Genomic DNA, 25,370 nt, shown 5'->3' with positions numbered 1-25,370 from the left:
ATTATAAGGAACAGTACTATAATGATTAAGGTTTATCGGAAGAATTTTATTTAAACAGCAATTAAAAAGAAGTATCTAGAATCTCCTGTACCAGTAGCTTAGGTCTTCTTTATAGAAACTTTACCTTCTTGATTTCTCTCATTATCCCATTCGACCTGAATCTCAAATGTTCCTTCTTCAAAAAACAATGGAAATCTTCTTCTTATAGATTCTTGCATAGGGAGATTAGAAGCTTCATCTATATGAACCCATACAGGTTTACCCTCGGTTGAGTTTTGCAACAATGTGCCGCTAAAACTAGTAGCTAAATAGTTAAAAATAATATGTCTGTCATGTTTTTCGGGATTGACATACTCATAAAGCCCTTTGTAGACAAGATTACTTACATTTAACCCTGTCTCTTCTTTCACTTCTCTAATAGCGGAATCCGTAAAACTTTCTGGAAACTCTACTTTTCCTCCTGGTGGTATAAATCCCTTGAAATGATTGTGTTGTCTATTTAATAACAGGACATAATCTCCATTCTGAACCAAACAAACAGTCCAAAATTTGTAATGAATAGATTGCTCCAGTTCCACCTAATTCACCTCGATCATCAGTCTTTAATAACTATCGGTATTAAATTTAATTTTACCTTAAAATTCCATAATATCACCAAACTAAATTAGATAAACCAGATTGATCAAAAGATAAAAAAGAATGGAGAAGAAATGAGGGATGTCGGGGATTGAACAAAGTGTTTGGTGGTTTAATCGATCCTTTCCTATCTATATAGACATAAAAAATGGCCGATTTCTAAAAATCGACCATTCTTTTTTTAAATAGCGGTCTGTTCGTATTTAAAAGATGGAACCGTTATAAATTGGTGTTATTTAATTTGAAATTCATTTCTGGATAATAAGCGTTTTTAACCAATACATTTGGACCTAGGCATTTTACTGTCGGGCAATGGCAATTTAATGAATCGGCCAGGCTTGATTTCATCCAATTATTATAGGCGACAGGCAATGACTGCTCCTTAATATTGCCAAGTGGCGGAGTATCTCCAAAGTCAGTTACGATTACATCACCACTAAAGATATTTACATTTAAACGAGATCGTCCGTCAGGGTCGTTCCGAACAGTCACGTTTTTACTTGAATATAATCTTTGCAGTAATTCGAGATCTTCACTGTTTTGGCTGCATGGGTAAAAAGGCAGTGTACCAAACAGCATCCAAATGTTTTCATTACGAATATCCAGAAGATGGTGAATGGCTTTTCTTGTTTCATCCAATGAAAGTGTTTCTAAAGTAGATGCAAAAGAACTAGGGTACATAGGATGCACCTCATGCCTTTGGCAGCCCATTTCTTCAACAATTTGTTTGTGAATATGTTCTAAATGGGGGAGCGTTCTTTTATTGAGCATGGTTTCAGCAGATACGAGTACTCCCGCTTTCGTTAATGCCTGGGAATTGGTAATAATTCTATTAAATAAGACTTCTCGCTGTTCACGAGTTGGTTTTCTTTCCATCATAGCAAAACCGCCATCTATAAAATCATCGATGGTTCCCCAGTTATGTGAAATATGTAAAACATCCAAATAAGGAATAATTGTTTCATATCTCTCTAACGGAAGTGTTAAATTAGAATTTATTTGTGTTCGCACCCCACGTGAGTGTGCATATTTTAATAGAGGCTGAACATAATTTTCAACACTCTTTTTTGAGAGCATAGGTTCACCGCCGGTTATACTGATGGAACGTAAAGCAGGGATTTCTTCCAGACGGTGTAAGATTAGTTCCAAAGGCAGAGCATCAGGATCTTTCGGTTGCAGGGTATATCCAACAGCACAATGCTCACAACGCATATTACATAGAGTTGTGGTTGTAAATTCTATATTAGAAAGGGTTAGCTTTCCATATTGTTCTATATCCATATAGGTTTCCCATGGGTCATAATCCGGGCTTAAAGGCGTTGCTTTTTGTGTGCTTTTCGTGATCATCCTATTACTCCTCATAAAAATTCATATCCCATATTATGGTCATTAATTTAGAAGTATGTCAACATTCTTATAATTGAGATTCTATAAAATTATTAAAATTGAAATGGAGAGAAGACTCGGATAATAGATAAAGGGCATAAGAATATCCTATTAGCTTCAGTGAAAATAAATGATTGGGTTAAGAATGGGTAGGATATGAGGATTTAATCCCCACTTACAGAAATATTTGGTAAAAAGCGGAAAATATATAACGAATATGCTAATTTTATTTTGATGGTAGGCGTTTAATTTATACTTCGAGAGCTAAGGGGAATTTTATAAGTGATAATTCAAGATGGATTAAGAAATTAGTATCTACAATGTAACGGTAAAGTTTAACGCACTGGGGGAGCAAACATTAGGATAATCATAAGAAATTTACTATCGGTTATTATTGTTTCTGTATTAACATCCTTATTTCTTACAGGTACTTCATATATCTTAGGAGAACAAAGTGATAATGTAATTAAATTTTTTTAATTCTTGGCATTTCCATATTCATTCCTGTTTGTTTTTCTTTATGGATTTATAGCATCAATCATTGGAGAAATAATCGCTGGTCTAGTACAGCATAAAAAAGCACGACTTCTAATAAAAATTACAGTATATGGAATGTTTCTTTCAGGATTTTTATTTGTAGCAATGGAGACTAAATTTTTTGCTTATCTTGGGATTGTTGCAGCGATTTTGTATGTAGTAATAGATGAATATCTTAGAAAAAGAACAAACCTAGCTTTTACGGATTCACACTATAATAAAGGATCTGTTGGGAATGACCATATCGGTTAATAGAAAAAGGATTTATTGAAATAGCAGAAGCAAAGGTAAGCTTATATGTAAAAATTGTTTTCTGCATTCGAATAGAACTACACCCATTCGAACGAGCGACCCAAATGAGGACATCTCTACTGATTCTTGCAGTGTGTTTTTTAATAAATCAATCGCTTCTTCTGTTTATTCTATAGACATTAGATGTAACTATAGCATAAAAAACCTCCATTACAGTAATCTCATTATATAAGCCTATTGTACCAATTTATGAAGAGAATAGTTATTATTGTAAACATCATAATAAGCATTTAAAATGTGTAAAGTATTTAAAATGTTTACTATAGTAATAGAGAAAGAGAAGGGAGATTTAGAGAATGCAACAAGTTACATCTATAGAAGAATTTGATAATCAAATAAAAAGCGATAAACTAACAGTAAATATATTTACGACTACTTGGTGTCCAGATTGTAAACGACTTGATTTATTTATTGACGAAATTATTACGGAGCATCAAGATAAACAATGGTTTACAATTGATAAAGATGAATTACCCGAATTGGCAGAAAAAGAAAATGTTATGGGAATTCCGTCCTTATTAGTTTATAAAAATGGAGAAAAAATAGCTCATTTACATAGCGCTAATGCTAAAACGCCTGATCAAGTCAGAGATTTTTTAAGCAATTTCTAAAAAAGAGGTTAACCAATCATCTCTATTGCTGAGAAAAATTATCCAGGCATAAAGTAGATTAAATAAAGAGCATAACAGATTAGAATATCATATCTGTTATGCTCTTTATTATTGGCTTTATTCGTATATATTATTGCTTTTGCACCTATTTTACATAGTTTGCTTTATAAGAGAAGTAGATATGTATAGTACGTCTCAAACTAGGTTGGTCTAATATGGATGCTTCTCATTGAATGGGAATGGATTCTATAGCCAGTGAGAACGTTCTGATTAAACTTTTTGAATATAATCACTCAGTAGCGAGTGGAGAGGGATTCGATCCGCTAAGCTGTTCGCTCCCTAGAGAAGGACCTTAGCATGCAAATGAAAAATATCTATCACTATATAATGTAAATAAACGAGAATATAAGGAGTAACTGAAGAAAATAAACGGAACGAAATCTTTAAATATTGCATTTTTAATACTGATAATATCTGTCCTATCAGCTTGTGTTTCAAATCCCGATTTCGAGTTATACGAAGGAAATGCCTTACGGATAGCTGTTGTTGGAGAAAAACCGGAAGTGAAAGAAGAACAAGTGGAATTTACAGAAATTTCATTTGGAGAAATGACAAACAAAGAAATGAACTCTTATGATGCTGTCATTATTTCGGAAAATAACCTTTTGAAGCTGCTGAAAGTCAATATGCAGATGTTTACTTAAATTCTGCTATCCCTTACTTTTTTATGAGAACAAATCATTATGCCTCTTTTACTGAAAAAGATTTGGAATACGATAAAATAATGAATTGGACTTCAGGTAATAGTTATGCTGTTGGAATTTTTACAACACAAGATGATGATACATTAAAAAAGTGGGGATATGGTTTATATAATGATGAAAAAAATGATGAACATATAAAAGATGTATATTCCAGGATTTTCAAGACAATAGATGAACTAAATTCAAATGAATAATCCTAATAATATAAATTGGGGCGTTAGATCAATAATGGAGACAGCTATAGTCGGCTGTCTCCATTATTGATTTATTAGCAACAAATGTCTGGACAGAGCCCTGTTATTTAAGCTGAATTACAGTAGTATAATATTTGAAGTAATTTAGTCTAATTTATGGATTTCCTGATAATTGGATAATTCATAACAAGAATATCGACTTAATCATTGCGAAATAGTGAATTATAGGGTTAGATTATTAGTCTTATCCTCTCTATTAACAAAGTTTTAGTTTTCGCTCATTTTACCTCTATCTTTTCAGAAAAATTATTGTACAATATATAGGCATTGATTGATATTAAATGTGAAGTGAGTTGACGAAAGTGGCAGTAGACAAAAATAAGATTATTATTGATGCCAGTCTTCTGGCCGGGCGTATTATGCTGGAAAACGGAGCGGAAACGAGCCGGGTAGAGGATACAATGGAAAGAATGATTAGTACTTCACTAGGAATAAAGCATGGAACAAATGCATTTACATATGTGACAGTTAATGGAATTTTTGTGAATATAGGCTTGGACAATACGAATTTCGTTAGAATCGATAATCGGGATCATAATCTTGAAAAGGTAACGAAGGTCAATCAAATATCAAGAATGTATTCAGAAGGCCGTCTGACAATTGAGGAAGTTCTTTCGGAACTGAAAGCAGTGGATCAGGACCCGCTTGACTACCCCTTATGGTTCAGACTTATTTGTACAGCTGTATTGAGCGGAAGCGTTATGCTGATTATGAATGGCACATTTGTGGATTTACCGGCTAGTATGATTGGTGGCCTTTTGTGTTATATAACCTATTTAATTGGCTTTAAAATAATGAAAACACCATTCATAGTGGAATACATAGCTGCTTTTTTGGGTGGGATTGTTGCCTATTATATTAACAGTATAATGGGAAGTCATTTAAATTCCGTCATGATAGGGACGGTTGCACCGCTTGTACCTGGAATTGCGATGACCAATGCTATTCGCGATATGATGGCAAAGCATTATCTCTCAGGAACAATCCGGTTAGTGGAGGCTGTCTTCATTGCGGGTGCGATTGGTACGGGTATTGCTACCGTCTATTATTTATTTATCAATTAGGAGGCGGAAATAGTGAATCAGATCCTTATTCATATGGTTTTTAGCTTTCTATCATCGATATCCTTCGCAGTTATTTGTAATGTTCCGCGCAAGTCTATACCAATAGGAGGACTTGTAGGGATGTGCGGTTGGATGGGATACTGGATTTTAAGCACGGAAGGGTACGGCGTATTTCTATCCAGTATAGTGTGTTCGTTGTTATTAGCCTTTGCCGGACAAATCTCTGCACGAATTTTTAAGATGCCGCTGACTGTCTTTTATGTACCGGGACTGGTGCCAATCGTTCCGGGAATAACAGCTTTTCAGGCATTTCGTTTATTAACACTACAGGACTATGATGGTGCGCTAATCGGATTTTTAAATGTTGGTTACTGTGCAGTTGGAATTGCAATTGGACTGGTTGTATCAGATATCCTATTTAAGAGCAGTTTATATATGATTAAAAATTTCAAGATAGTTCGTTAAGGCAGTATGATAATAATCATACTGTTTTTTAGTGGAGTTAATTAGGAGAGAAAATTATCTAGTGGAATAGGTTCCTTTAAATGAATATATGATAAAAATGGAAGAAATGTTGCTAGATTAGAAATTCATGAACCGAGCTAAATAAACAATAAAGGACGTTCCAGAAAAAGGGTTGGTTCTTTATTGTTTATTTTTTTGCTGGTTATGATAAAATTAAATTGGAATATTTTCCAATATTGCTATGCTAAATGATTTTTATTGGAGCCAAATAAGGCTTAATGATATCCATCAGGCATTCAATAAATAAAGGATCGTCATTGGCAGCTTCTATATAATGATATTTTTCACCGCCGTTTTCCATAAAAATAGTATGATTCTCAACCTGAAGTTCTTCCAGTGTTTCCAGGCAATCTACTGTAAAACTGGGAGCGAGAATGTGAATATGTTTAGAACCGCTTTTGGCAAGATGACGTAACGTTTCACTGGTTGAAGGTTCAAGCCAAGGTTCCTTACCAAATTTAGATTGATAGCATGTAATGATAGTGTGATCTGGCAATTCTTTTTTTAGAGCTTGAGTGGTTTTTAAGCATTGGTATGGATAATCGTCACCATCAGATACATATCTTTTAGGTATGCCATGATAGGACAGGACTACCGCATCAGGGTGGCCATGTTCTTTTGTGCATAGTTCAATACGCGTTTTTAATAATTTAATCCATATTGGATGATCAGGGTAGTCACGTATAAATATTACTTCCGGGATATCTCTCCATTTAGATAATGTTTGGTTCAAATGATCCCATACAGATCCTGTAGTAGTGGAGGAATATTGCGGAAATAAAGGCACGACAATTAATCGGCGCATTCCCCATCTATGCAGCTTTTCTAATTCATCCTTTATAGATGGTTTACCATAATTCATAGCAAGTGAGACTTTAATATTAGAATGTGCGAATTGTTTCTCTAATTCTTGTTTTTGTTTAATAGAGATGGTTAATAAAGGTGATCCTTCATTCGTCCATATAGATTGGTAGAGCTTTGCGGTTTTCGGCGGCCGTGTTCTCAGAATAATTCCGTGCAGGACAGGCATCCATTTCCACCTAGGTAAATCAATTACTCTACTGTCACTTAGAAATTCTTTTAAATACGAACGTACAGAGGACGTGGTTGGTTGATCAGGTGTACCCAAGTTAACTAAAAGAATAGCTGTCTTTTCCATATCCATTCTCCTGCCGTATAATAATATTGTTATTATTATTTTAATATATATATAATTTATATTACAAAAACTTTTTGTACAAAAACGTACTATTTGACTCAATTGTTACAGTCCCAGATAAAAGGAGTGTGTATATTGCTTGTTCTAAATCAAAAAATACTCGCAAAGACCATTCGGATGATGGAACGTAAGATGGTACAGGCCTCCTTCCTGAAACCTAGTATAAAACCTAACGTTGAAAGGGAGGAGCGGTTGATTGAAACAAATTTAGGAAATACTCGCGTCATTACATATCGGCCAAACCGTAATACAGAGGGACCATTACCCGTTTTTGTGAATATGCATGGCGGTGGATTTGTGATGGGAAGTGCTGAATTGGATGATGCGTGGTGTCCTGTGATAGCGGACCGAGCCAGTTGTTTAGTAGTGAATATTGATTATCATCTGGCACCAGAATACAAATTTCCTGCTGCAATATATGAATGCTATGATATTCTGAAATGGCTTTATGAGAACCCCAATGTCCTTCAGGTAGACAATAAGCGAATAGCAGTTGGGGGACATAGTGCAGGTGGGAATTTAGCAGCTGCTCTTTGTTTGCTGAACAAGGAGAGAGAGCAGATTCCTTTAGTGAAGCAAATCCTTAATTATCCACCGCTGGACCTTGCTACTGATCCGGACCTGAAATTCAAGCATAAAAAAGCCATACCACCCAGACTGGCAAAACTGTTTAATGAATCCTATTTAAAATCAATGAAAGATGCGGAAAACCCATTGGTCTCTCCTGTATATGCTGAGGATTTGGAAGACTTGCCGCCTGCTTTAATCATCACTGCTGAATTTGACTCTCTTGCAGATGAAGCCGACTACTATGCAAGCCAGCTTGAAGAAGCTGGGGTGACAGTCAAGAAGAAGAGGTACATGGAAGCTGCACATGCATTTACTCATACAGGTGAATTGAAACAGGCTGAAGAGGCATGGCACTTAATTAGTGATGAATTAAAAGAGGCCTTTTCCTAGATTAATGCTGGGCTTACGCTGTCCTGATGATTTTTGATAAATCTATATAAATAAATCGAAAAACAATGGCGGTTCAATTCATTTAGAGTTGGACTGCTTCTTTTTATAAGCACATATCCTTAAACATATTTATTAAAAAAGTTCATAATAATGTTATTAAATGGATATATATACATGAATGATGGATTTTATTAATAATAAGGCTGTTTTGTATAGTTTGTGCCCTGTATAAATGGGTATAATTGATTTAAGGATAATATTGGAAATTATCTCTATTGGTTCCATTGGCTTGAATCAGGAAAAGATTTAGGATTTAATAAACGCGTGGAACAAATGTTTATTTCAAAAAAATCTAATTATAAAACAGTTGGAATGTTGAGAAATGCATAAAAAGACCTTGATATGTGTGATCACCTTAAAGAGATATCTAAATATTTTTCATATCTTTGCTTTTCAATGTTCAGTTCATATATTCTAATAAAATCTACTGTAAAATTAGGGTACGGTTTCAACTCTCTATCTGCTATTTTTTCCATTTCTATTAGTTCTTTTTTAGAGAGCCCAGTAGAAATATTTCCACCGTATTTTTCTTTCCCCAGAGTTAAGTGAGGTACAAAGGCATCAAGTTCAAAATACTGTTTTATTAAGTCTTCTGACGGTGAAATCTCATTAATGATTTTTTGATGCAATTTGTGTAAGTTAGTTGAGTTAACACTCAAATATAAAACGCTATCTCCAAAATAGTTGGGCTTATCTAATGATACTTGAAAAGGTTTGAAGGTATCGCATACGGTTTGTACCTTATCAATCCATTGTTTATCTGGAGTTAGTCCTCCTTGTGCTTTCAATGTTATGTGTGGTTCTACACCCGATTGTTTAATCCATTTACTTTGAAAATGCTCAATACGTTCCAAATATTCTTCAGGTGGAACAATCCCTATAAAATACTCCAAATTCATTCTTCTTTACACCCTTATTTTCAGTTTTAATTATTTTAACAGAAAATTCCGAACATGCAAATGGAATTATTACGTGAAAAACAACAGCCATAAAAAAGATGCTATTCATATACTTTTAATGAGACAAAGAAACTTTAACTGTCTCGAAGTTTAAGACTTTAATATAAAATTTGTATTCAATTATATCTTCAATAGTCCTTATGAGGATTAGCTTCTAAAATGTTATATACCGATAATCAACCAGTCTATTCATATACTTTACAGATGTCATAAATAATAAAAGATGGGAGAGGGTTATTGTGCCTGGCTGTAGTAACGATTTTTATATAGCAATTGGCGGTAATATTGTTGCTCAGATAGAATTTGTGGCAGATGAGCAAGAGGTATCTGAACAAGGGAGTATCATCATTAATCATACATTAGTTGCAAATAGCTACAGGGGGAAAGGTTTGGGCAAGGCATTAGTAAACCGTGTAGTATTGCATGCAAGAAATGAAAATAAATATATTAAGCCCGTTTGTCCATTTGCAAAAATGATGCTTGAAAATAAAAAAGAATATCAGGATGTTTTAATGTAATCCAATAATCTAAAATGTACACACCTATTTCACTTCCTTATTTGCAAAAGTAAGGATTTTTGTTTTTAAAATATGGATATACAAAATCTGTTTGGGCCGAGGTACTTCTTGTTTTGCTGACATTAAAGAGGCTTTCACCCCTTTATGTTAATGATTTGTTATTTCGAATACAGATTTTTACGAAAAGCAGAAATAGTAGATATCCCGTCCTCCAAAAAGTATGATAAAAGTATAGAAATAACAAAATATGGCGATGCATGGAGTGGGAGTGTGAATAGGTAATGAAAGTAATAGGATTATCAGGTTCCATAATTGGTGAAAAAACACCTAAATCAGTGGAAGAGGTATTGGCAGCTGTAAACAAAATAGATAATCAATTAGATACAGAATTAATAGATCTTAGAAATTATAATGTGGAATTTGTAAGAGGCATTCCTTTTTCATCCTATAATCAGGATACCCGAACGGTAGTCAATAAACTAAACGATGCGGATATTATAATAATTGGTACACCCATTTATCAGGCGTCGATACCGGGTGTTCTAAAAAATCTATTTGATCATTTAGCTCCGGATTGTTTTAAAGGAAAAGTGGTAGGAATTGTTACGAATGGAGGATCTGAAAAACACTTTTTAGTAACTGAGTACCAATTAAAACCGATATTATCTTATTTCAAAGCGATAATACCATTTAATAATGTATTTTTACATACAAGCTGCTTTGGACCTGGCAATAAAATTGTAAATGAAGAGGAGAATAATAGGATCCAAGCATTGGCTCAGGAAGTTATTGATTTAAAGGAGATTCACTAAAATTTTATCAGATCCTCTAACTAAATGTGAATGAGAAAAATGGTATCTGCATTCCTAGCATTTCAATAGAATATAGAGCATTCAAGATAAAGATAGGAGTAGACGACTTACTAAGACATAAAAAAGTAAGAGATTTTCTTCCTACAGAGAATTGGATGAAGAGATTGAATTGATTTTTAAACTGCTCAATCTCTTTTTCATTCAATTTATATGAAAGGGTTAATTGTGTTTATTAAAATCAGATGAATAGTTTGAAATATCGCTTATTAATGATTTATCTTCATTGATATCCAATGTACGAAGTTTCATAATTAAATGTACGCGTCGTTTATAAAAATCTTTGTGTGATATGGACCGGTTATCATAGTACATTTGATAATTTTTTCTCAATTCATTTAATAATTCATTATATTTTTTTTGAGCGCACACTATATCACCTTCTTTCCTCATGATGTTATATTTAAATAATATCACAAAAGATTCTGTTAATTCACCGTTAAAATTTTTCCACATTCAAAATATTATGTAAATTATAACCCTTAAGACTAATGGTTAGTATCAAGTTCCTGTTAAAGGTAGAATCCTATTTAGAATTAGACCGAGATTGTTTATAGTAAAAATTGTATCACGACGAATTTCCTTTCGTAGGTTCCAACCTTCGCATAGAATGACATTCAAAAAAGCTTCAGGTAATGATAAATGGTCTAAAATAGACCATGATATCAAAGAGAAAAACTTACTGCCTTTTAAAGAGAGGCGAGGCTGGGACAAGTATTTCAGTTAATGATAAACCCAAACTATTAGGTGATATTTCAATTGGATATTCGCCGGCTAGGTTGCGTTTTAATTGTCTTCAATAGAAAGGTTCATTCTGCATACGATTATTCATATCAAGTGGAATGGAACGGAAGCCACTCGACTCCTTGGGAAGTAGAGGAGGCTTAAGACCCAGCAGGCTCAGCCGAGGAAGCGCCCAATGGAACAGACTTTTTTCTCAAACTTAACTCTTTAATAAGCAACAAAGTCTAGTAAGATTAATTTAGATATCGTTCGTCTACAGGATTGTTTTCAAGTTATTTCCCAGCCTCGTTTTTTTATTTGCTTATCTATAATACTCTCACAGCGAACGATTATGATTATTGGAATTTAGATGATAGAAGAATGAAGATTTAATATAGGACGGTTCTCTTCAACGATTTAATGTGGTACGTAAATATAATTTGTCTAAAAAGGCAGTGCAACAGGCCATAAATGACTGCCGCACTGCCTTTTAAATAGATTTGTATCATAAATGTTATTTCTAAAGTGGATTTTACGAATCATTGTTTACTTCGGAATAAGCTCCTAGAAATTGAGCTAACACTTCTTTGTTTTGAGATATATCTGCGAGTGTATAGCCATCTAATACGTTTAAAAAAGCATACAATGCTTTATTTAAAATACCTCTCAACGTACAAACAGGAGAGATGGGACATGTATTATGATCAGAAAAACACTCAACTATGTTAAAATCTTCTTCAGTTTTTCTTACTAAACCCCCGATATTGATTTCATGAGGTTTCATTGCCAGTCTCATGCCGCCATTACGCCCACGTATTGTTTCTATATAACCTAACTTGCCCAGCTGGTATATAATTTTCATTAAATGATTTTTGGATATGCCATAGGCATCAGCAATTTCTTTTATATTTACTAATCGATCGGGATGACTTGCCAAGTACATAAGCACCCTGATGGAATAGTCACTGAAATTTGTTAATCGCATAGTCACGCCCCGCTTCAGATTATCTACTCATCTTTAATACTACCATACATAAATAGGCTTCCAAAGAAAGTTCACAGAAAAGATGTATCTGAAATATTGCTTTTACTTTCCAATAGAGTAAAATTAAAGATGTATTTCAAATACATCTTTAAAAGGGGATTTTTATATGTTGTCTACTCAAACAATCGAAATTGTGAAATCAACTGCACCAATATTGGAAACAAGGGGTAAGGAAATAACTACGGTATTTTATAAAACGATGTTTGAAGCACATCCTGAGCTTTTGAATATTTTTAATCATGCAAATCAAAAAAGAGGCAGACAGCAGACTGCATTAGCAAATACGGTAACAGCTGCGGCCTATTATATCGATCAATTGGAAGTGCTTCTGCCGGTTGTAAAACAAATTGCACATAAACACCGTAGTTTAATGATTAAACCTGAGCATTATCCGATTGTAGGAAAATATTTATTGTTGGCTATTAAAAAAGTATTAGGTGATGCGGCTACAGATGATATTTTAAAAGCGTGGGAAGAGGCCTATGGGGCAATCGCTGATATCTTCATAGGGGTTGAACGTGAAATGTATGAAGAAGCGGAAAATAAGGTTGGTGGTTGGAGAGACTATCGAGAATTTGAAGTCATAAAGAAAGTGAGGGAAAGTGACGGTATTACTTCCTTCTATTTAAAACCAACCGATGGGCTGGCAATACCCGAATTTGAACCGGGCCAATATATAACTGTTCGGGTTCAAATTCCAGGAGAACAGTTTATGATGAATCGCCAATATAGCTTAACGAATGTATCCAATGGTGAATACTATCGAATTTCTGTAAAAAGTGAAAGTATGCATGACAATCCTGATGGTAAAGTATCTAATTACCTGCATAAGGAAGTATGTACGGGTGATATAGTACAACTAACGGTACCAGCGGGAGATTTTACTTTAGAAGAGGACACCGAGCCAATTACCTTTATAGCTGCCGGAGTAGGGATAACGCCATTTATTAGTATGTTGAATACACTTTATAAACAGGAATCATTAAGAAAAATTACTTTGATACACGCGTTTAAAAACAGGAAGCTTCAAGCATTTGCTGATGAGCTCTCCATGTTAAACAGGCAAATGCATGATATGACAATCAACTTTTATAATGAAGAAGCTGATGTAATCGAGGAGAATTATAAAATAGGCAGAATCAATGAAGAGGTATTGAGGCAATTAGATCAGAATGGAATTTTCTATGTTTGTGGGCCAGTCGAATTTATGCAAGGTGTCATTCAAATGCTTTATAAACTAGGCGTACCGCAAGAAAAAGTACGGTTTGAATTTTTTGGACCTTCCATGAAAATCGAAACAGTAACAGAAAAAGTGTGAAAAAAACATGCTAGGAAGTTTATTCCTGGCATATTTTTTATAAATTCCTCGTCTGTTAAACTCTTTGTTGTGAAAATCAGCAGAGAATATGTTTTGTCTCCGTAACTCACCATGATTTTATTATTCTATAACGATCCCAAACATTACTAAAAGTGTGCGCTGAATTGATTGGTTTAATAGATTAAAAGAGGGGAGGATGGTAAAGGAATATACAGAGATAAAGATTATAAAAAACAATAAGAAGAATTCCTCAAGCACCTTTAGTGCGTTTGTTGATCAGGTATTAATTACCGTCATTTGTTTAGTGAAAGACATTCAAATGAAGTGCCTAAGGATTAATCTAATACTTCTTGCCTTAAATCGGTATGTTCAGAGACACAACTATCTCAGCTGGTTAACCCTAAATGATTAATCTGCAGCTGTACACAAAAACCAGGTTTCTTTTAGTCTATATGTACATTTCATATGTTTGCATTGACATTTCATAAAGGTAGCTGATTGAATGGCTAGATAGTCAGTATACTTAATAAAAGGATCACCCGATAAAATCAGTCTCTATTCATATCGGTTAATAATTTGGTGTCGTGTATAATATGTACCGTAGCGAAACAAGAATTTCAATTGTAATTGACTCTCATTGATACAGAAATAATAAACAGTGTTAGTCGAATTTGACTCTTTTTTATAATTAATTGATAAAGAGCTTGCAACATTTTCTATATAATGTTCCATTTCCATCCGTTTAATTATGTGGCTGCCTAATAATTTCTGTTTCTTAAACGAATCTAATCTGTCTAATAGTTCCTTCTTTATTAGTATACAATCTTCCATATTTATAGGTAATCATCCCCTGTTTTTTTTGAATTTATTCATAAAAAAAGCCAGAAAAGGACAAATTTATTAATCCTTTCCTGACTTATGTATGGTTCTATGCCCACTCATTGCTATCAGTTATTTTATTAAGATGTTACAGATAACTTTATCGCAGATGGGGGTTATTGTCAATCAACCAATCAACTTTGCAAAATGAAAATAATATAGCTAGTATCTTTCTCGAAATTCCAAAAAGTAAATTTATCGATTATTTTGGTGTTTAAATAGTTCTCGAAGTTTCTTTTATGCTCTATTATCAAACGTTTCTCCAAATCCCGCTCGCGATCGTTAATTGTTCAGTAAAGCCGAACTTGATCAATTCCTTTTCGATCGGAACCATTATACCTTTTCGGACAATCATCAGCTGCCGCTTATTGAGCATAGTTGAATAGATTTCCACTGGTTCTTTTTGAGCAAGCTTGGTAACCTTCGCTAATTCTCGTTCGACTTTCTCTCTATTTCTATAATCACTGATGCTCGTTGCTGTTTTTGATAGCGTAATAATAAACATGCCAGTCGAAGTTTGCAAATTCCAATCATAAAAGAATTCATCAACTTTTGTTCCTAATGCTGCTTCAATATAGGAGGTGATGTCTTTGATTATGGTTTCCATGAGAAGGTCCCGGTTCTTTTGCACGTAAACTTCACCATCTTGATTAGCCAATAAGGATTTCTCCATAGGGGAAAGGAAATCGGCAAGATGCACAGCAAGAGTAGGAGACGATAACGTACAAATAACGTGGCTGGGGCCCCGTCCGAAGGTTTCTCTTAGCATTCTTCCTATATAACTGCTAATGTCTTTTTCGGCTTTTGTTATTTCCATATCATACACCTCAGGCTTTGTGACTTTCTTATCATTTATCCCTAAGTAATTTTTTTGAAACATCAGACAAAGACTTATTACAGGGGATTTTAGTCTGAATTAAAAGATTAAAGTCAACGAAAACATCTAGAAACGATTAGGACATGAGAGGGGTGATTGGTCAAACTTTGGCGCTGCGGAAATAATATTTAATATTATCAAATGTGCCGGGAAGTTTTCTTCCCGGCACATTTGTTTTATACGGCTTCATCTGCAAACTGGCTGTTATAAAGATCCGCATAGAAACCATTTTGTCTCAGCAACTCATCATGAGTACCTTGTTCAATGACGGTTCCTTTATTCATTACTAGAATTAAATCTGCATCTTTAATCGTGGATAAACGGTGAGCGATCACAAAGCTTGTACGATTTTCCATTAAGCGATTCATCGCTTTCTGAATAAAGATTTCAGTTCTTGTATCAACACTGCTTGTTGCTTCATCCAAGATTAGAATAGAAGGGTTTGCTAAAATGGCACGAGCTATTGTAAGCAATTGTTTTTGACCCTGTGATATATTGGATGCTTCTTCATTTAATTCAGTTTCATATCCTTCTGGCAATGTACGAATAAAATGATCGGCATGAGCTGCTTGGGCTGCTTCAATAATTTCTTCACGAGTGGCACCTTCACGACCATAGCCAATATTATCTGCAATGGTACCATTAAAGAGCCATGTATCCTGAAGAACCATACCGAATAATCCATGGAGATCTCCGCGTTTCATTTCTTTAATATCGACACCATCAATTTTTATGCTTCCGCCATTTAATTCATAAAAACGCATTAACAGGTTAATCATTGTTGTTTTACCTGCACCGGTCGGACCTACTATGGCTACTTTTTGCCCTGGTTTGACATCAAGATTCATATCTTCAATCAATAGCTGATCCTGCTTATATCCGAATGCAACATGATCAAAAACCACATGTCCTTTTGGAAGAGAAATCATTTGTGGATTCGTTGTTTCTGCTTCCTCCTCCTCCTCATCTAGCAGTTCAAATACACGTTCTGCAGAAGCAACAGTAGATTGAATAATGTTAGCGATATTCGCCGTTTGAGTAATCGGTTGTGTGAATTGGCGTGCATATTGTATAAAAGCCTGTATATCACCAACTGTTATTCTTCCGTTTGTAACAAAAATACCGCCAACTACACATATGAGTACATATCCGATGTTTCCGATAAATTGCATGAAGGGCATAATTACACCTGAAATAAACTGTGCTTTCCAGGATGATTCGTATAATTTTTCATTTATTGCCTCAAACTCTTCCAAAGCTTTTTCCTCTTGGCCAAAGGCTTTCACGACCTCATGTCCAGTATAGATTTCTTCAACATGGCCACTTAAATTTCCAAGTGATTTTTGTTGGCCAGCAAAGTAGGTTTGAGATTTTTTGGCTACAAATACAGCGACTACTCCGCTTAAAGGTAATGTTAAAAGAAGAATTCCTGTCATAACCGGGCTGATCGACAGCATCATAATAATAACACCAATAATCGTTACTACACTGGTAATAAGCTGTGTTAAGCTTTGTTGTAAGGTAGTGCTGATATTATCAATATCATTCACAATCCGGCTTAAAGTTTCACCTGTAGTTGTTCCATCAAAATACTTTAAAGGCAGCCGAGATACCTTAGCTTCAGCTTCTTCTCTTAATGTAAATACCGTATTTTGAGCAACGCTTGCCATAATATATTGCTGGATAAAGGCGAAGATTGAGCTAAACAAATATAAGGCGCCGAGTAGGAAGAGAATTCGAATGATATACTCAAAATCGATGCCTGCGCCAGGAATACCTGACATTTTTTCCATAATGCCTTCAAATATTTTGGTTGTCGCTTTACCTAATACTTTTGGGCCGACAATGGTGAAAACCGTACTGAGGATTGCAGCCAGCAATACAGTTAAAAGGCGAAATTTATAAGGTGCTAAATAACGAATTAATCGTTTTAACGTACCCTTAAAATCTTTTGCTTTTTGTATCGGTGCTCCTGGACCACCTGGAGGACCAAATCCCGGATTTGATTGTCTTCTTGTCATTCTGCTCATGCAATCTCCTCCTCAGAAAGCTGTGACTTCACAATTTCTTGATAGGTATCACATGATTTTAGTAATTCTTCATGTGTACCAATTCCCATAACATTTCCTTCATCCAATACAATGATACGATCGGCATCCATAACCGTAGATACACGTTGGGCAACCAATAAAACCGTTCCTTCCGTGGTTTCACTTTTTAAAGCTTTCCGCAGCTTAGCGTCCGTTTTGAAATCCAGTGCAGAAAAGCTGTCATCAAACATATAGATTTCCGGTTTTCGAACCAAGGCTCTCGCAATGGACAGACGTTGCTTTTGTCCTCCGGAAATATTTGTACCGCCCTGAGAAATAGGAGAGTCAAAGCCTTCCTTCATATTAGAAACAAAATCATAGGCTTGTGCGACTTTTGCAGCATGGATGACTTCCTCATCACTGGCATTCTCATTTCCGTAGAGGATATTTTCCTTTACGGTACCGGTGAATAAAACAGCTTTCTGAGGAACTAGACCAATTCGGTTACGTAAATCCACTAATTCCAGTTCCTTAATATTGATTCCATTAAGATAAATACTGCCTTCAGTCGGTTCATAAAAACGAGGAATCAGCTTTAATAATGTTGATTTCCCAGAACCAGTTCCGCCGATAATGGCTGTAACCTCACCAGGACCAGCGCTAAATGAAAGGCCTTTTAAGGCAGGTTCTTCGGCACCTGGATAGCTGAATGTAACATTCTTAAATTCCAGGTAGCCAGTTTTAGTTGGTTTAGCTTCATGTTTAATTGGCTCATCTTTAATAGTGGGCTTAATCGCCAATACTTCATTAATACGAGCTGCGGAAGCAGAAGCACGAGGAATCATGACAAACATCATGGAAAGCATAACCATGGAGAACATAATTTGCATGGCATATTGAATAAAGGCCATTAAATCACCGACCTGCATATCTCCATGATCAATCCTGATTGCACCAAACCAAACAACCGCAATGGTTGTATAGTTCATAATCAGCATCATGAGCGGCATAAGTGTAGCCATTAATTTATTCACTTTGATAGTAGTGTCTCTTAAGTCTTTGTTGGCCTTCTTAAAACGTTCCTTTTCAAAATTGATCCGATTAAAGGAACGAATGACACGGACACCAGTCAAATTTTCGCGAATGACACGGTTTACAGCATCCAATCTGCGTTGAACCAGTTTAAATAGAGGGACGCCTTTCCAGATGACAAAAAGAATAACGCCCACTAAGACCGGAATCGCAAGGATGATAACCCAGGATAGTTCGGGATCTTTTGAAAAGGCCATAATAATGCCACCAATAGCCATTAAAGGTGCCATTATCATCATTCTAAGGATCATGTTAAGGACCAATTGTACCTGTGTTATATCATTGGTTGTTCTTGTAATTAAGGAAGCAGTACCAACTTGTTCAAATTCATGAAGTGAAAAATTCTCAACATGGGAGAATACTCTGGAGCGAAGATTTTTGCCAAATGACATGGATACTTTGGCGCTGAAGTAACTTGCCGTAATAGAGCAAAGCGTACCAACTGCAGCAACCAAAAGCATAAATCCGCCAATTTTCCATATGTATGGTATGTTCTGATTAATGACACCTTTGTCGATGATGTCAGACATCAATGTGGGTAAGAATAATTCTGATAATGACTGTATAAATACCAATGCGAATATAAAAACAATCGGTAATTTATACGGTGCTAAATAGCGAAACAATTTCCTCAAAAATTAACAACTCCTTAATACTGATTTTCATTAAAAAACTCATACACTTTGGTTAATAATCGGGTGAGTTCCTTACTATCATCTAATCCGATATATTCCTCTAGAAGGGTAAAAGTTTGATGTAATTTAGCAAGTGCTGCATCTGCTACAGAATCTCCCTCACATGTTAATGTAACCAGTACCACCCTGCGATCATTTTTATCAATTCTGCGGGTAATTAGGTTATGCTGTTCCAGCTTATTTAAAATGGGGGTAACAGATGGCATTTTAACATTTAACTGCTTGCTGATCTCGGATACCTTAATCTCGGTAATATGTTGAGTTTTTTCTTTGATACATGTCAAAACTCTTATTTCACTTGGTTTATATCCTTTTATTGTTTTCTTTTCCCAATCCAATTTGTCAAACTGTGTAAAAGCCCTGATCAATTTTTCAACTGATCGGTCTTTGTTAACTGTCATACCTCCACCTCTAAAACAAAGTCTTCCTAATAGTTAAGTAACCAAATTAAAAGCAAATAAAATTATATTTATATAATATATACAAGTCAATATAGCTATACAGTTTCAGAAAGTGTAAAATATGACAAATTAAATACGATGGTTTTGTAGGTCTGTTAAATAAAAGAAATAGGAAATGAAAAAATGTATAATGTATAAAACATATTAAATTCAGCTTAAAATCCCAATGTTTTACATAATTAGGATTGTCTTTATATCAGTTCTTCGGTAACGTTATATATAGAAGCTAAACTCAGGAGGAAGAAAGTTTATGAAAGAAAGAAAACAGAAGGGGAGTTATAAACGCTTTTTTCGGTTATTGCATGCAACGAACCCTTCATATGGAAGACTTGGTTTTGCACTCGGTCTGAGTATTATTACTACCCTTATTGGGTTGCTCATTCCATTGTTAACAAAGGAATTGGTAGACGGCTTCAGTATGTCTTCATTATCTAAAAGTCAGATTCTCATAATTGTATTGGTGTTTATTGCTCAAGCTGGTTTAAGTGCATACGCGACCTATGCACTTGGATATAATGGTCAAAAAATCATTGCAGGCTTGAGGGATTTATTATGGAAAAAGTTGATTAAGCTGCCTGTATCGTACTCTGACAAATATGGTTCAGGGGAAATGATTAGCAGATTAACAAATGACACAATGGTCGTCAAAGAATTGATAACTACCCATTTAGTTGGGGCTATTACTGGAATGATTTCAGTTATTGGGTCTATAACGATATTATTTATCATGAACTGGAAATTAACCCTGTTAATATTTATTGTTTTCCCAATAGCAGCCATGATTTTAATACCAATTGGCCGAATTATGCATAATATCTCGAAGGAGACCCAAGCTGAAACTGGTAGATTTACAGGGGTATTAAATCAGGTCCTACCTGAAATCCGCTTAGTCAAGGCATCCAATGCAGAAGAAATTGAATATAATAGGGGAATGTCAGGTGTAAACCGGTTGTTCGCTCTTGGTTTAAAAGAAGCGAAGACCCAGTCTCTTGTTTCACCAATTATCACATTAGTGCTAATGGCTGCTCTAGTAGGAATTATTGGGTATGGCGGTATGCAGGTAGCGAGCGGAATTATTACAGCAGGTTCGCTTGTGGCTTTTATTCTTTACATTTTTCAAATTATTATGCCTATGGGGCAAATTACGACATTTTTTACTCAATTGCAGCGTTCGATGGGAGCAACCATGAGAATAATTGAAATCCTGAATGAAAAAGAAGAGGATTTACTCAAAGGGAAAGAACTAGTAAAAGCAAATGTCGATATCGTTCTCGATGATTTATCATTTGGATATGCAGAGGAGTCTTTAATTCTTCGTCATTTAAATGCAAAGATTGAAGCGGGAAAAGTAACAGCGATTGTTGGACCAAGCGGTGGAGGGAAGACGACTCTGTTTAAATTGCTTGAACGCTTTTACGAACCAAGTGAGGGATCAATCAGGATAGGTGAAATTCCTATCGGTGAATACAATTTGCAATCGTGGCGGAAGCATATTGGGTATGTATCTCAAGAAAGCCCGCTGTTGGCAGGTACGATCCAGGATAATATATGTTATGGTTTGGAAAGGGAAGTAACCTCCGCTGAACTGGAGCAAGCAGTTGAAATGGCTCATGCACTTGAATTCATTCAGCAGCTTCCAGAAGGATTCCAAACGGATGTAGGGGAGAGGGGATTGAAGCTGTCAGGAGGACAGCGCCAACGAATTGCGATAGCAAGAGCGTTATTGAGAAATCCAAGTATTCTAATGCTAGACGAGGCCACATCAAGTTTAGACAGCCAGTCTGAACAAATCGTGCAGGCTGCATTAAATAAACTAATGGTAGGGAGGACGACAATCGTTATTGCCCATCGATTATCAACCGTCGTCAATGCCGATCAGTTGTTATTTATTGAAAAAGGTGAAATTACAGGTAGAGGAACACATGAAGAATTAATGCAAACTCACAAGCTCTACCATGAATTCGCAACACAGCAATTAAAAATTAATGAGAATTTAAAAGAGAAGGCATAAATTGCACAAAGCATAACAATTTTTTTTGATATTTAAGAATGAACAACTAGCTAAACGAAACCAAAACGCGCTTAGAAATATTTTACTAAGCGCGTTTTGGTTTTTTTTAAAGCAATTTTACTATTATTTAAGGGTTATAAACCTGTAAATAGAATCAAAACGCCCAATTCCCATTTCGGAATATGGCCTCACGTGTACCATCAGGCAATTCTCCATCAATGTCCATATCAGCTGAACCAATCATAAAGTCCTCATGCACTTGGCTGATATTTACCCCATACTTATGCAATTGTTCGATATTCATTTCTTCTCCACCTTCGAGGCAAAATGGATATCCAGCTCCAATGGCGAGGTGGTTAGAAGCATTTTCATCAAATAACGTATTATAGAATAAAATATTTGATTCAGAGATCGGTGAATGGTGAGGTACCAGCGCAATTTCACCCAGGTATTTAGCTCCTTCATCAACATTGATAAGATGATTTAAAATTTTATTTCCTTTTTTCGCCACGGCATTTACGATTCTTCCTTCTTCAAATGTTAACGTAAATTCATCAATTACATTGCCGCCATAAGCTAACGGTTTTGTGCTTGAAACCGTGCCATTTACTCCATTTTTTAAAGGAATCGTAAATACTTCTTCAGTAGGCATATTGGCTACGAATTCTTTGCCGGTTGAGTCTTTAGCTCCTGCTGCGCACCACTTATGTTTCTCGGAAAGTTCAATTCTTAAATCCGTACCAGGTGCTTTATAGTGTATGTATTTATATTTTTTGTTATTTAAATAATCAGCTTTACTGATTAATGTATCAAGATGCTCCTCCCATGCTTGGATAACATTTTCCTGATCAACACGGACTGAAGAAAAGATGGCATCCCAAAGTAAATCTAAGCTGTTTTCTTGTCCAGGGAATATTTTTTTGGACCAACCCTCACCTGCAGCAGCAACGACTGTCCAACTGATCTTATTGGACTGCATTGCTTCGCGTAAATTATTGAGAGCCTTACCTGCAGCCTTTTGAAAATTAGCGATCCGATTTGAGTCGATCCCATTCAGTAAATCCGGATCTTGAGAGACAATCGTTATAAAAGTTGCACCTCTTTCAACCATTTCGTTTCTGGAGGCAGCCATCCATGAAGGAAATTCAGTAAATGCCTCGTCAGGTGCCAGCAAATATTTCGTTCGGTTAATTTCTTCATCACTCCATTCCACAAAAACCTGCTTTGCACCTGCTTCATAGGCTTTTTTAACAAGTTTACGTGTAAATGGTGCAGTTTCAATAGTGGATATGATGAATACAATTTGATCCTTTTGTACATTAGCAGCTTTCTTAACAGTCAAGTCAGCATAACGATCTAATTTTTCTTCAAAATTATTCATGGATTAATCCTCCCCATACAATATTATTTACTATAAAAGTATATCATCTAGATATCAGAAAATATCAAAAATTTATTGGGATAAAAATATAGAGCTGGATCTATAAGAAATCCAGCTCTATATAGCATTTTTATTAATGTCCTCCTAAGAAGACCAATTGAATAAGGAATAGTACACCAAAGATGTAAACAAGAGGTGGAACTTCTTTCGCTTTGCCACCAACTAATTTCAAGATTGGATAAATAATAAATCCAAATGCGATTCCAGTAGAGATACTTGAAGTTAAAGGCATCGCAAGAATAATAACAAATGCTGTAAAAGCTTCATCAAACTCAGACCATCTAATCTTTGATATACCTTCCATCATAAAGCACCCAACAATAATTAAAACAGGAGCTGTAATGGAAGCTAAGTTTGAGATGGCTCCAATAAATGGTGAGAAGAATAATGCTAAGCTGAACAATATAGCAACAACTACTGCTGTTAAACCAGTACGACCACCGGCAGCAACACCTGTACTTGATTCTACATATGCTGTTGAAGGACTTGTACCAAAAGCAGCACCAACAGTAGTAGCAATAGAATCACCAAGGAAAGCTTGCTTTGCCCTAGGAAACTTACCGTCTTTTAATAATCCGGCCTGTTCGGATACAGCCACCATTGTACCTGTTGTGTCAAAAATCGTTACGAGTAGGAATGAAAATACAACGGCGTATAAGCTGTTAGTGAATACACCACCGAGATCTAAGTCAAAAAATGCTATTCCTTCTGGAAGTGAAGGGAGTAATTGCTTGGCTGTAATGTCCAGCATGCCTGTAAAATAGCCAATAATTGCTGTAATAATCATTCCAATAAACAAAGCACCAGGTACTTTTCTTACCATAAGAATAAGGGTAATGAATAAACCGGCAATTGTTAATAATGGAACAGGAGCAGTTAAATCACCTAAACCAACAAGATTGCTTTCGTTTGCGACAAAGATTTGTGCTTGTTTAAAACCAAGAAACGCTATGAATAAACCAATACCGGATGTAATTCCATATTTAATAGAAAGAGGGATGGAATTAATGATCTTTTCACGTAAATTACTAAAACTTAATAACATAAATAAAAGTCCGGCGATAAATACTGCGCCTAAAACCACTTGATAGCTAAGTCCTTGTGTCGCAACAACACTCGTAAAGTAAGCGTTTATTCCCATACCTGGCGCAACGGCGATTGGGTATTTTGCATACAAGCCCATAATTAAAGTACCAATTACTGCCGAGATAATGGTAGCAATAAATACCTGATTAAAGGGAATTCCTGAAGCGGAAAGGATTGCCGGGTTAACTATTACAATGTACACCATTGTAAAGAAAGTAGTTATACCAGCTAAAACTTCCGTTTTAACAGTAGACCCGTTTTGGCTAATTGAGAAAAATTTGTCTAACAATTCGTATACCTCCATCTATTCACCTTAAAAAAAGCGAACGTTTTTGACGACATTTAATATAATATTCGCTTTTAGGTTATTTTTCAACCACAAATTAATAATTATATTAATTATTTGCAATAACTACTTATAATATGAGGATTAAAGAGAGGCTTTATCCTAGTTATGAGGTTGATATTTAAAACATTATCATACTAAAACTGATTGTTAGTATTAGAAGTCATTATGAATAGTGCTTCAACATTTCAGGACTTTGATTTGTAAATGGTTGATGTTACTTTTGTGACTTCTGTATAGGTTGAAATACAAAGTAGACTGTGACCAAAAAACAAAAAGAAATTTATGTGAATAAATTAAAAATATACAAAAATTAGTAGATGAAAATATTTACATTTTTCATATCGGGAGTATTATTATCAAAGTTTCTAATTTCTAAATCGCTTAAGCATAATTGCGCGGGGGACCCATTGTGTTCTGGGGTGAATCCATTATGGTAGGGCTACTCAGTAGGCACGAATCCGACAGCTAACTCCTCAGCGTTTTATGAGAAGGAAGGTGGAACTTGTGAGACGAAACTAATATAACGTCTGCAGGTCTATTTATTGATGGCTTGCAGGCGTTTTTTGTTGATCAAGCTATTAATTTATTAATTTCTTAATAATAAAAGCGGGTGAGCAGAGTGGTTTCATCAATAAAACGTATACTCATTGGTCGTACTTTAAAGTCAATATAAACACAGAGTGATTTCC

Annotated in this window: 22 protein-coding genes and 1 riboswitch; of the genes, 11 read left to right on the top strand and 11 right to left on the bottom strand. The window is 35.2% G+C overall.

Going from position 1 to position 25,370, the window contains the following annotated elements:
- Positions 1-98: 98 nt before the first annotated feature.
- Both A8L44_RS00815 and yfkAB read right to left on the bottom strand, forming a co-directional pair.
- Complete coding sequence (locus A8L44_RS00815) at positions 99-572, bottom strand: 8-oxo-dGTP diphosphatase (protein ID WP_175354233.1); 474 nt, start codon at positions 570-572, stop codon at positions 99-101.
- 283 nt (positions 573-855) lie between these two features.
- Positions 856-1,983: a radical SAM/CxCxxxxC motif protein YfkAB gene (gene yfkAB, locus A8L44_RS00810; RefSeq protein WP_066100129.1), complete on the bottom strand. Its 1,128-nt coding sequence runs from the start codon at positions 1,981-1,983 to the stop codon at positions 856-858.
- 681 nt (positions 1,984-2,664) lie between these two features.
- Between yfkAB and A8L44_RS18815 the strand changes: the two genes are divergently transcribed.
- The 6 genes from A8L44_RS18815 to A8L44_RS00785 all read left to right on the top strand — a co-directional run bounded on the left by A8L44_RS18815 (position 2,665) and on the right by A8L44_RS00785 (position 6,029).
- Positions 2,665-2,811, top strand: coding sequence for a hypothetical protein (locus A8L44_RS18815; RefSeq protein ID WP_175354211.1), 147 nt, complete (start codon positions 2,665-2,667; stop codon positions 2,809-2,811).
- A 356-nt stretch (positions 2,812-3,167) separates the two neighbouring features.
- Positions 3,168-3,482, top strand: coding sequence for a thioredoxin family protein (locus tag A8L44_RS00800; protein WP_066100123.1), 315 nt, complete (start codon positions 3,168-3,170; stop codon positions 3,480-3,482).
- 563 nt (positions 3,483-4,045) lie between these two features.
- On the top strand, positions 4,046-4,186 hold the full coding sequence (locus tag A8L44_RS19100; protein ID WP_225983677.1) for a hypothetical protein: 141 nt from the start codon (positions 4,046-4,048) through the stop codon (positions 4,184-4,186).
- 80 nt (positions 4,187-4,266) lie between these two features.
- A complete protein-coding gene (locus tag A8L44_RS19095; RefSeq protein ID WP_225983678.1) occupies positions 4,267-4,440 on the top strand; it encodes a hypothetical protein in 174 nt (57 codons plus the stop codon).
- 362 nt (positions 4,441-4,802) lie between these two features.
- Positions 4,803-5,564: a threonine/serine exporter family protein gene (locus tag A8L44_RS00790; RefSeq protein ID WP_225983679.1), complete on the top strand. Its 762-nt coding sequence runs from the start codon at positions 4,803-4,805 to the stop codon at positions 5,562-5,564.
- Positions 5,565-5,576: 12 nt separating this feature from the next.
- Positions 5,577-6,029 (top strand): threonine/serine exporter family protein, encoded by a 453-nt coding sequence (locus tag A8L44_RS00785; protein ID WP_077247931.1) that lies wholly within the window; start codon positions 5,577-5,579, stop codon positions 6,027-6,029.
- Positions 6,030-6,273: 244 nt separating this feature from the next.
- Here A8L44_RS00785 and hemH read toward each other — a convergent pair whose 3' ends face one another.
- The gene (gene hemH, locus A8L44_RS00780; protein ID WP_217491065.1) at positions 6,274-7,248 is read right to left on the bottom strand and encodes a ferrochelatase; all 975 of its coding nucleotides are present in this window, start codon (positions 7,246-7,248) and stop codon (positions 6,274-6,276) included.
- 126 nt (positions 7,249-7,374) lie between these two features.
- Here hemH and A8L44_RS00775 point away from each other — a divergent pair, with 126 nt between their 5' ends.
- Positions 7,375-8,268, top strand: coding sequence for an alpha/beta hydrolase (locus A8L44_RS00775; RefSeq protein WP_373925461.1), 894 nt, complete (start codon positions 7,375-7,377; stop codon positions 8,266-8,268).
- A gap of 410 nt (positions 8,269-8,678) precedes the next feature.
- On the opposite strand, the gene A8L44_RS00770 is transcribed toward A8L44_RS00775, so the two are convergent.
- On the bottom strand, positions 8,679-9,227 hold the full coding sequence (locus tag A8L44_RS00770; protein WP_066100113.1) for a 2'-5' RNA ligase family protein: 549 nt from the start codon (positions 9,225-9,227) through the stop codon (positions 8,679-8,681).
- A 251-nt stretch (positions 9,228-9,478) separates the two neighbouring features.
- On the opposite strand from A8L44_RS00770, the gene A8L44_RS00765 reads away from it, so the two are divergent.
- Positions 9,479-9,805, top strand: a complete 327-nt coding sequence (locus tag A8L44_RS00765; protein ID WP_077247930.1) for a GNAT family N-acetyltransferase — start codon at positions 9,479-9,481, stop codon at positions 9,803-9,805.
- 281 nt (positions 9,806-10,086) lie between these two features.
- Complete coding sequence (locus tag A8L44_RS00760) at positions 10,087-10,617, top strand: NADPH-dependent FMN reductase (RefSeq protein WP_066100107.1); 531 nt, start codon at positions 10,087-10,089, stop codon at positions 10,615-10,617.
- A gap of 1,312 nt (positions 10,618-11,929) precedes the next feature.
- Here A8L44_RS00760 and A8L44_RS00750 read toward each other — a convergent pair.
- Entirely contained in the window at positions 11,930-12,382 is a 453-nt protein-coding gene (locus tag A8L44_RS00750; protein WP_066100101.1) for an RrF2 family transcriptional regulator, read from the bottom strand.
- 166 nt (positions 12,383-12,548) lie between these two features.
- Here A8L44_RS00750 and hmpA point away from each other — a divergent pair, with 166 nt between their 5' ends.
- Complete coding sequence (hmpA, locus tag A8L44_RS00745) at positions 12,549-13,760, top strand: NO-inducible flavohemoprotein (protein ID WP_066100099.1); 1,212 nt, start codon at positions 12,549-12,551, stop codon at positions 13,758-13,760.
- Positions 13,761-14,889: 1,129 nt separating this feature from the next.
- On the opposite strand, the gene A8L44_RS00730 is transcribed toward hmpA, so the two are convergent.
- The 4 genes from A8L44_RS00730 to A8L44_RS00715 all read right to left on the bottom strand — a co-directional run bounded on the left by A8L44_RS00730 (position 14,890) and on the right by A8L44_RS00715 (position 19,734).
- Positions 14,890-15,456, bottom strand: coding sequence for a DUF2294 domain-containing protein (locus tag A8L44_RS00730; RefSeq protein ID WP_175354210.1), 567 nt, complete (start codon positions 15,454-15,456; stop codon positions 14,890-14,892).
- A 236-nt stretch (positions 15,457-15,692) separates the two neighbouring features.
- Positions 15,693-17,546, bottom strand: a complete 1,854-nt coding sequence (locus tag A8L44_RS00725; RefSeq protein ID WP_066100090.1) for an ABC transporter ATP-binding protein — start codon at positions 17,544-17,546, stop codon at positions 15,693-15,695.
- Positions 17,543-19,273, bottom strand: coding sequence for an ABC transporter ATP-binding protein (locus A8L44_RS00720; RefSeq protein ID WP_066100087.1), 1,731 nt, complete (start codon positions 19,271-19,273; stop codon positions 17,543-17,545). Before A8L44_RS00720 ends, A8L44_RS00725 begins: the two co-directional genes overlap by 4 nt.
- 14 nt (positions 19,274-19,287) lie before the next feature.
- A complete protein-coding gene (locus tag A8L44_RS00715; RefSeq protein WP_066100083.1) occupies positions 19,288-19,734 on the bottom strand; it encodes a MarR family winged helix-turn-helix transcriptional regulator in 447 nt (148 codons plus the stop codon).
- 310 nt (positions 19,735-20,044) lie between these two features.
- On the opposite strand from A8L44_RS00715, the gene A8L44_RS00710 reads away from it, so the two are divergent.
- Entirely contained in the window at positions 20,045-21,805 is a 1,761-nt protein-coding gene (locus A8L44_RS00710; protein ID WP_066100081.1) for an ABC transporter ATP-binding protein, read from the top strand.
- A gap of 154 nt (positions 21,806-21,959) precedes the next feature.
- Here the strand turns inward: A8L44_RS00710 and A8L44_RS00705 are convergent, their stop codons facing one another.
- Positions 21,960-23,186, bottom strand: coding sequence for an aminopeptidase (locus A8L44_RS00705; RefSeq protein WP_066100078.1), 1,227 nt, complete (start codon positions 23,184-23,186; stop codon positions 21,960-21,962).
- Between the two features lie 133 nt (positions 23,187-23,319).
- The gene (locus tag A8L44_RS00700) at positions 23,320-24,621 is read right to left on the bottom strand and encodes an NCS2 family permease (protein WP_066100075.1); all 1,302 of its coding nucleotides are present in this window, start codon (positions 24,619-24,621) and stop codon (positions 23,320-23,322) included.
- 428 nt (positions 24,622-25,049) lie between these two features.
- Positions 25,050-25,176, top strand: a riboswitch (cyclic di-AMP (ydaO/yuaA leader).
- The last annotated feature ends 194 nt before the right edge of the window (positions 25,177-25,370 follow it).

This window comes from Bacillus sp. FJAT-27986 (assembly GCF_001685035.1).
Taxonomy (GTDB): Bacteria; Bacillota; Bacilli; order Bacillales; family Pradoshiaceae; genus Pradoshia.
Note: the sequence above shows the minus strand (reverse complement) of the source record. Positions and strands in the feature narration are given on the sequence as shown.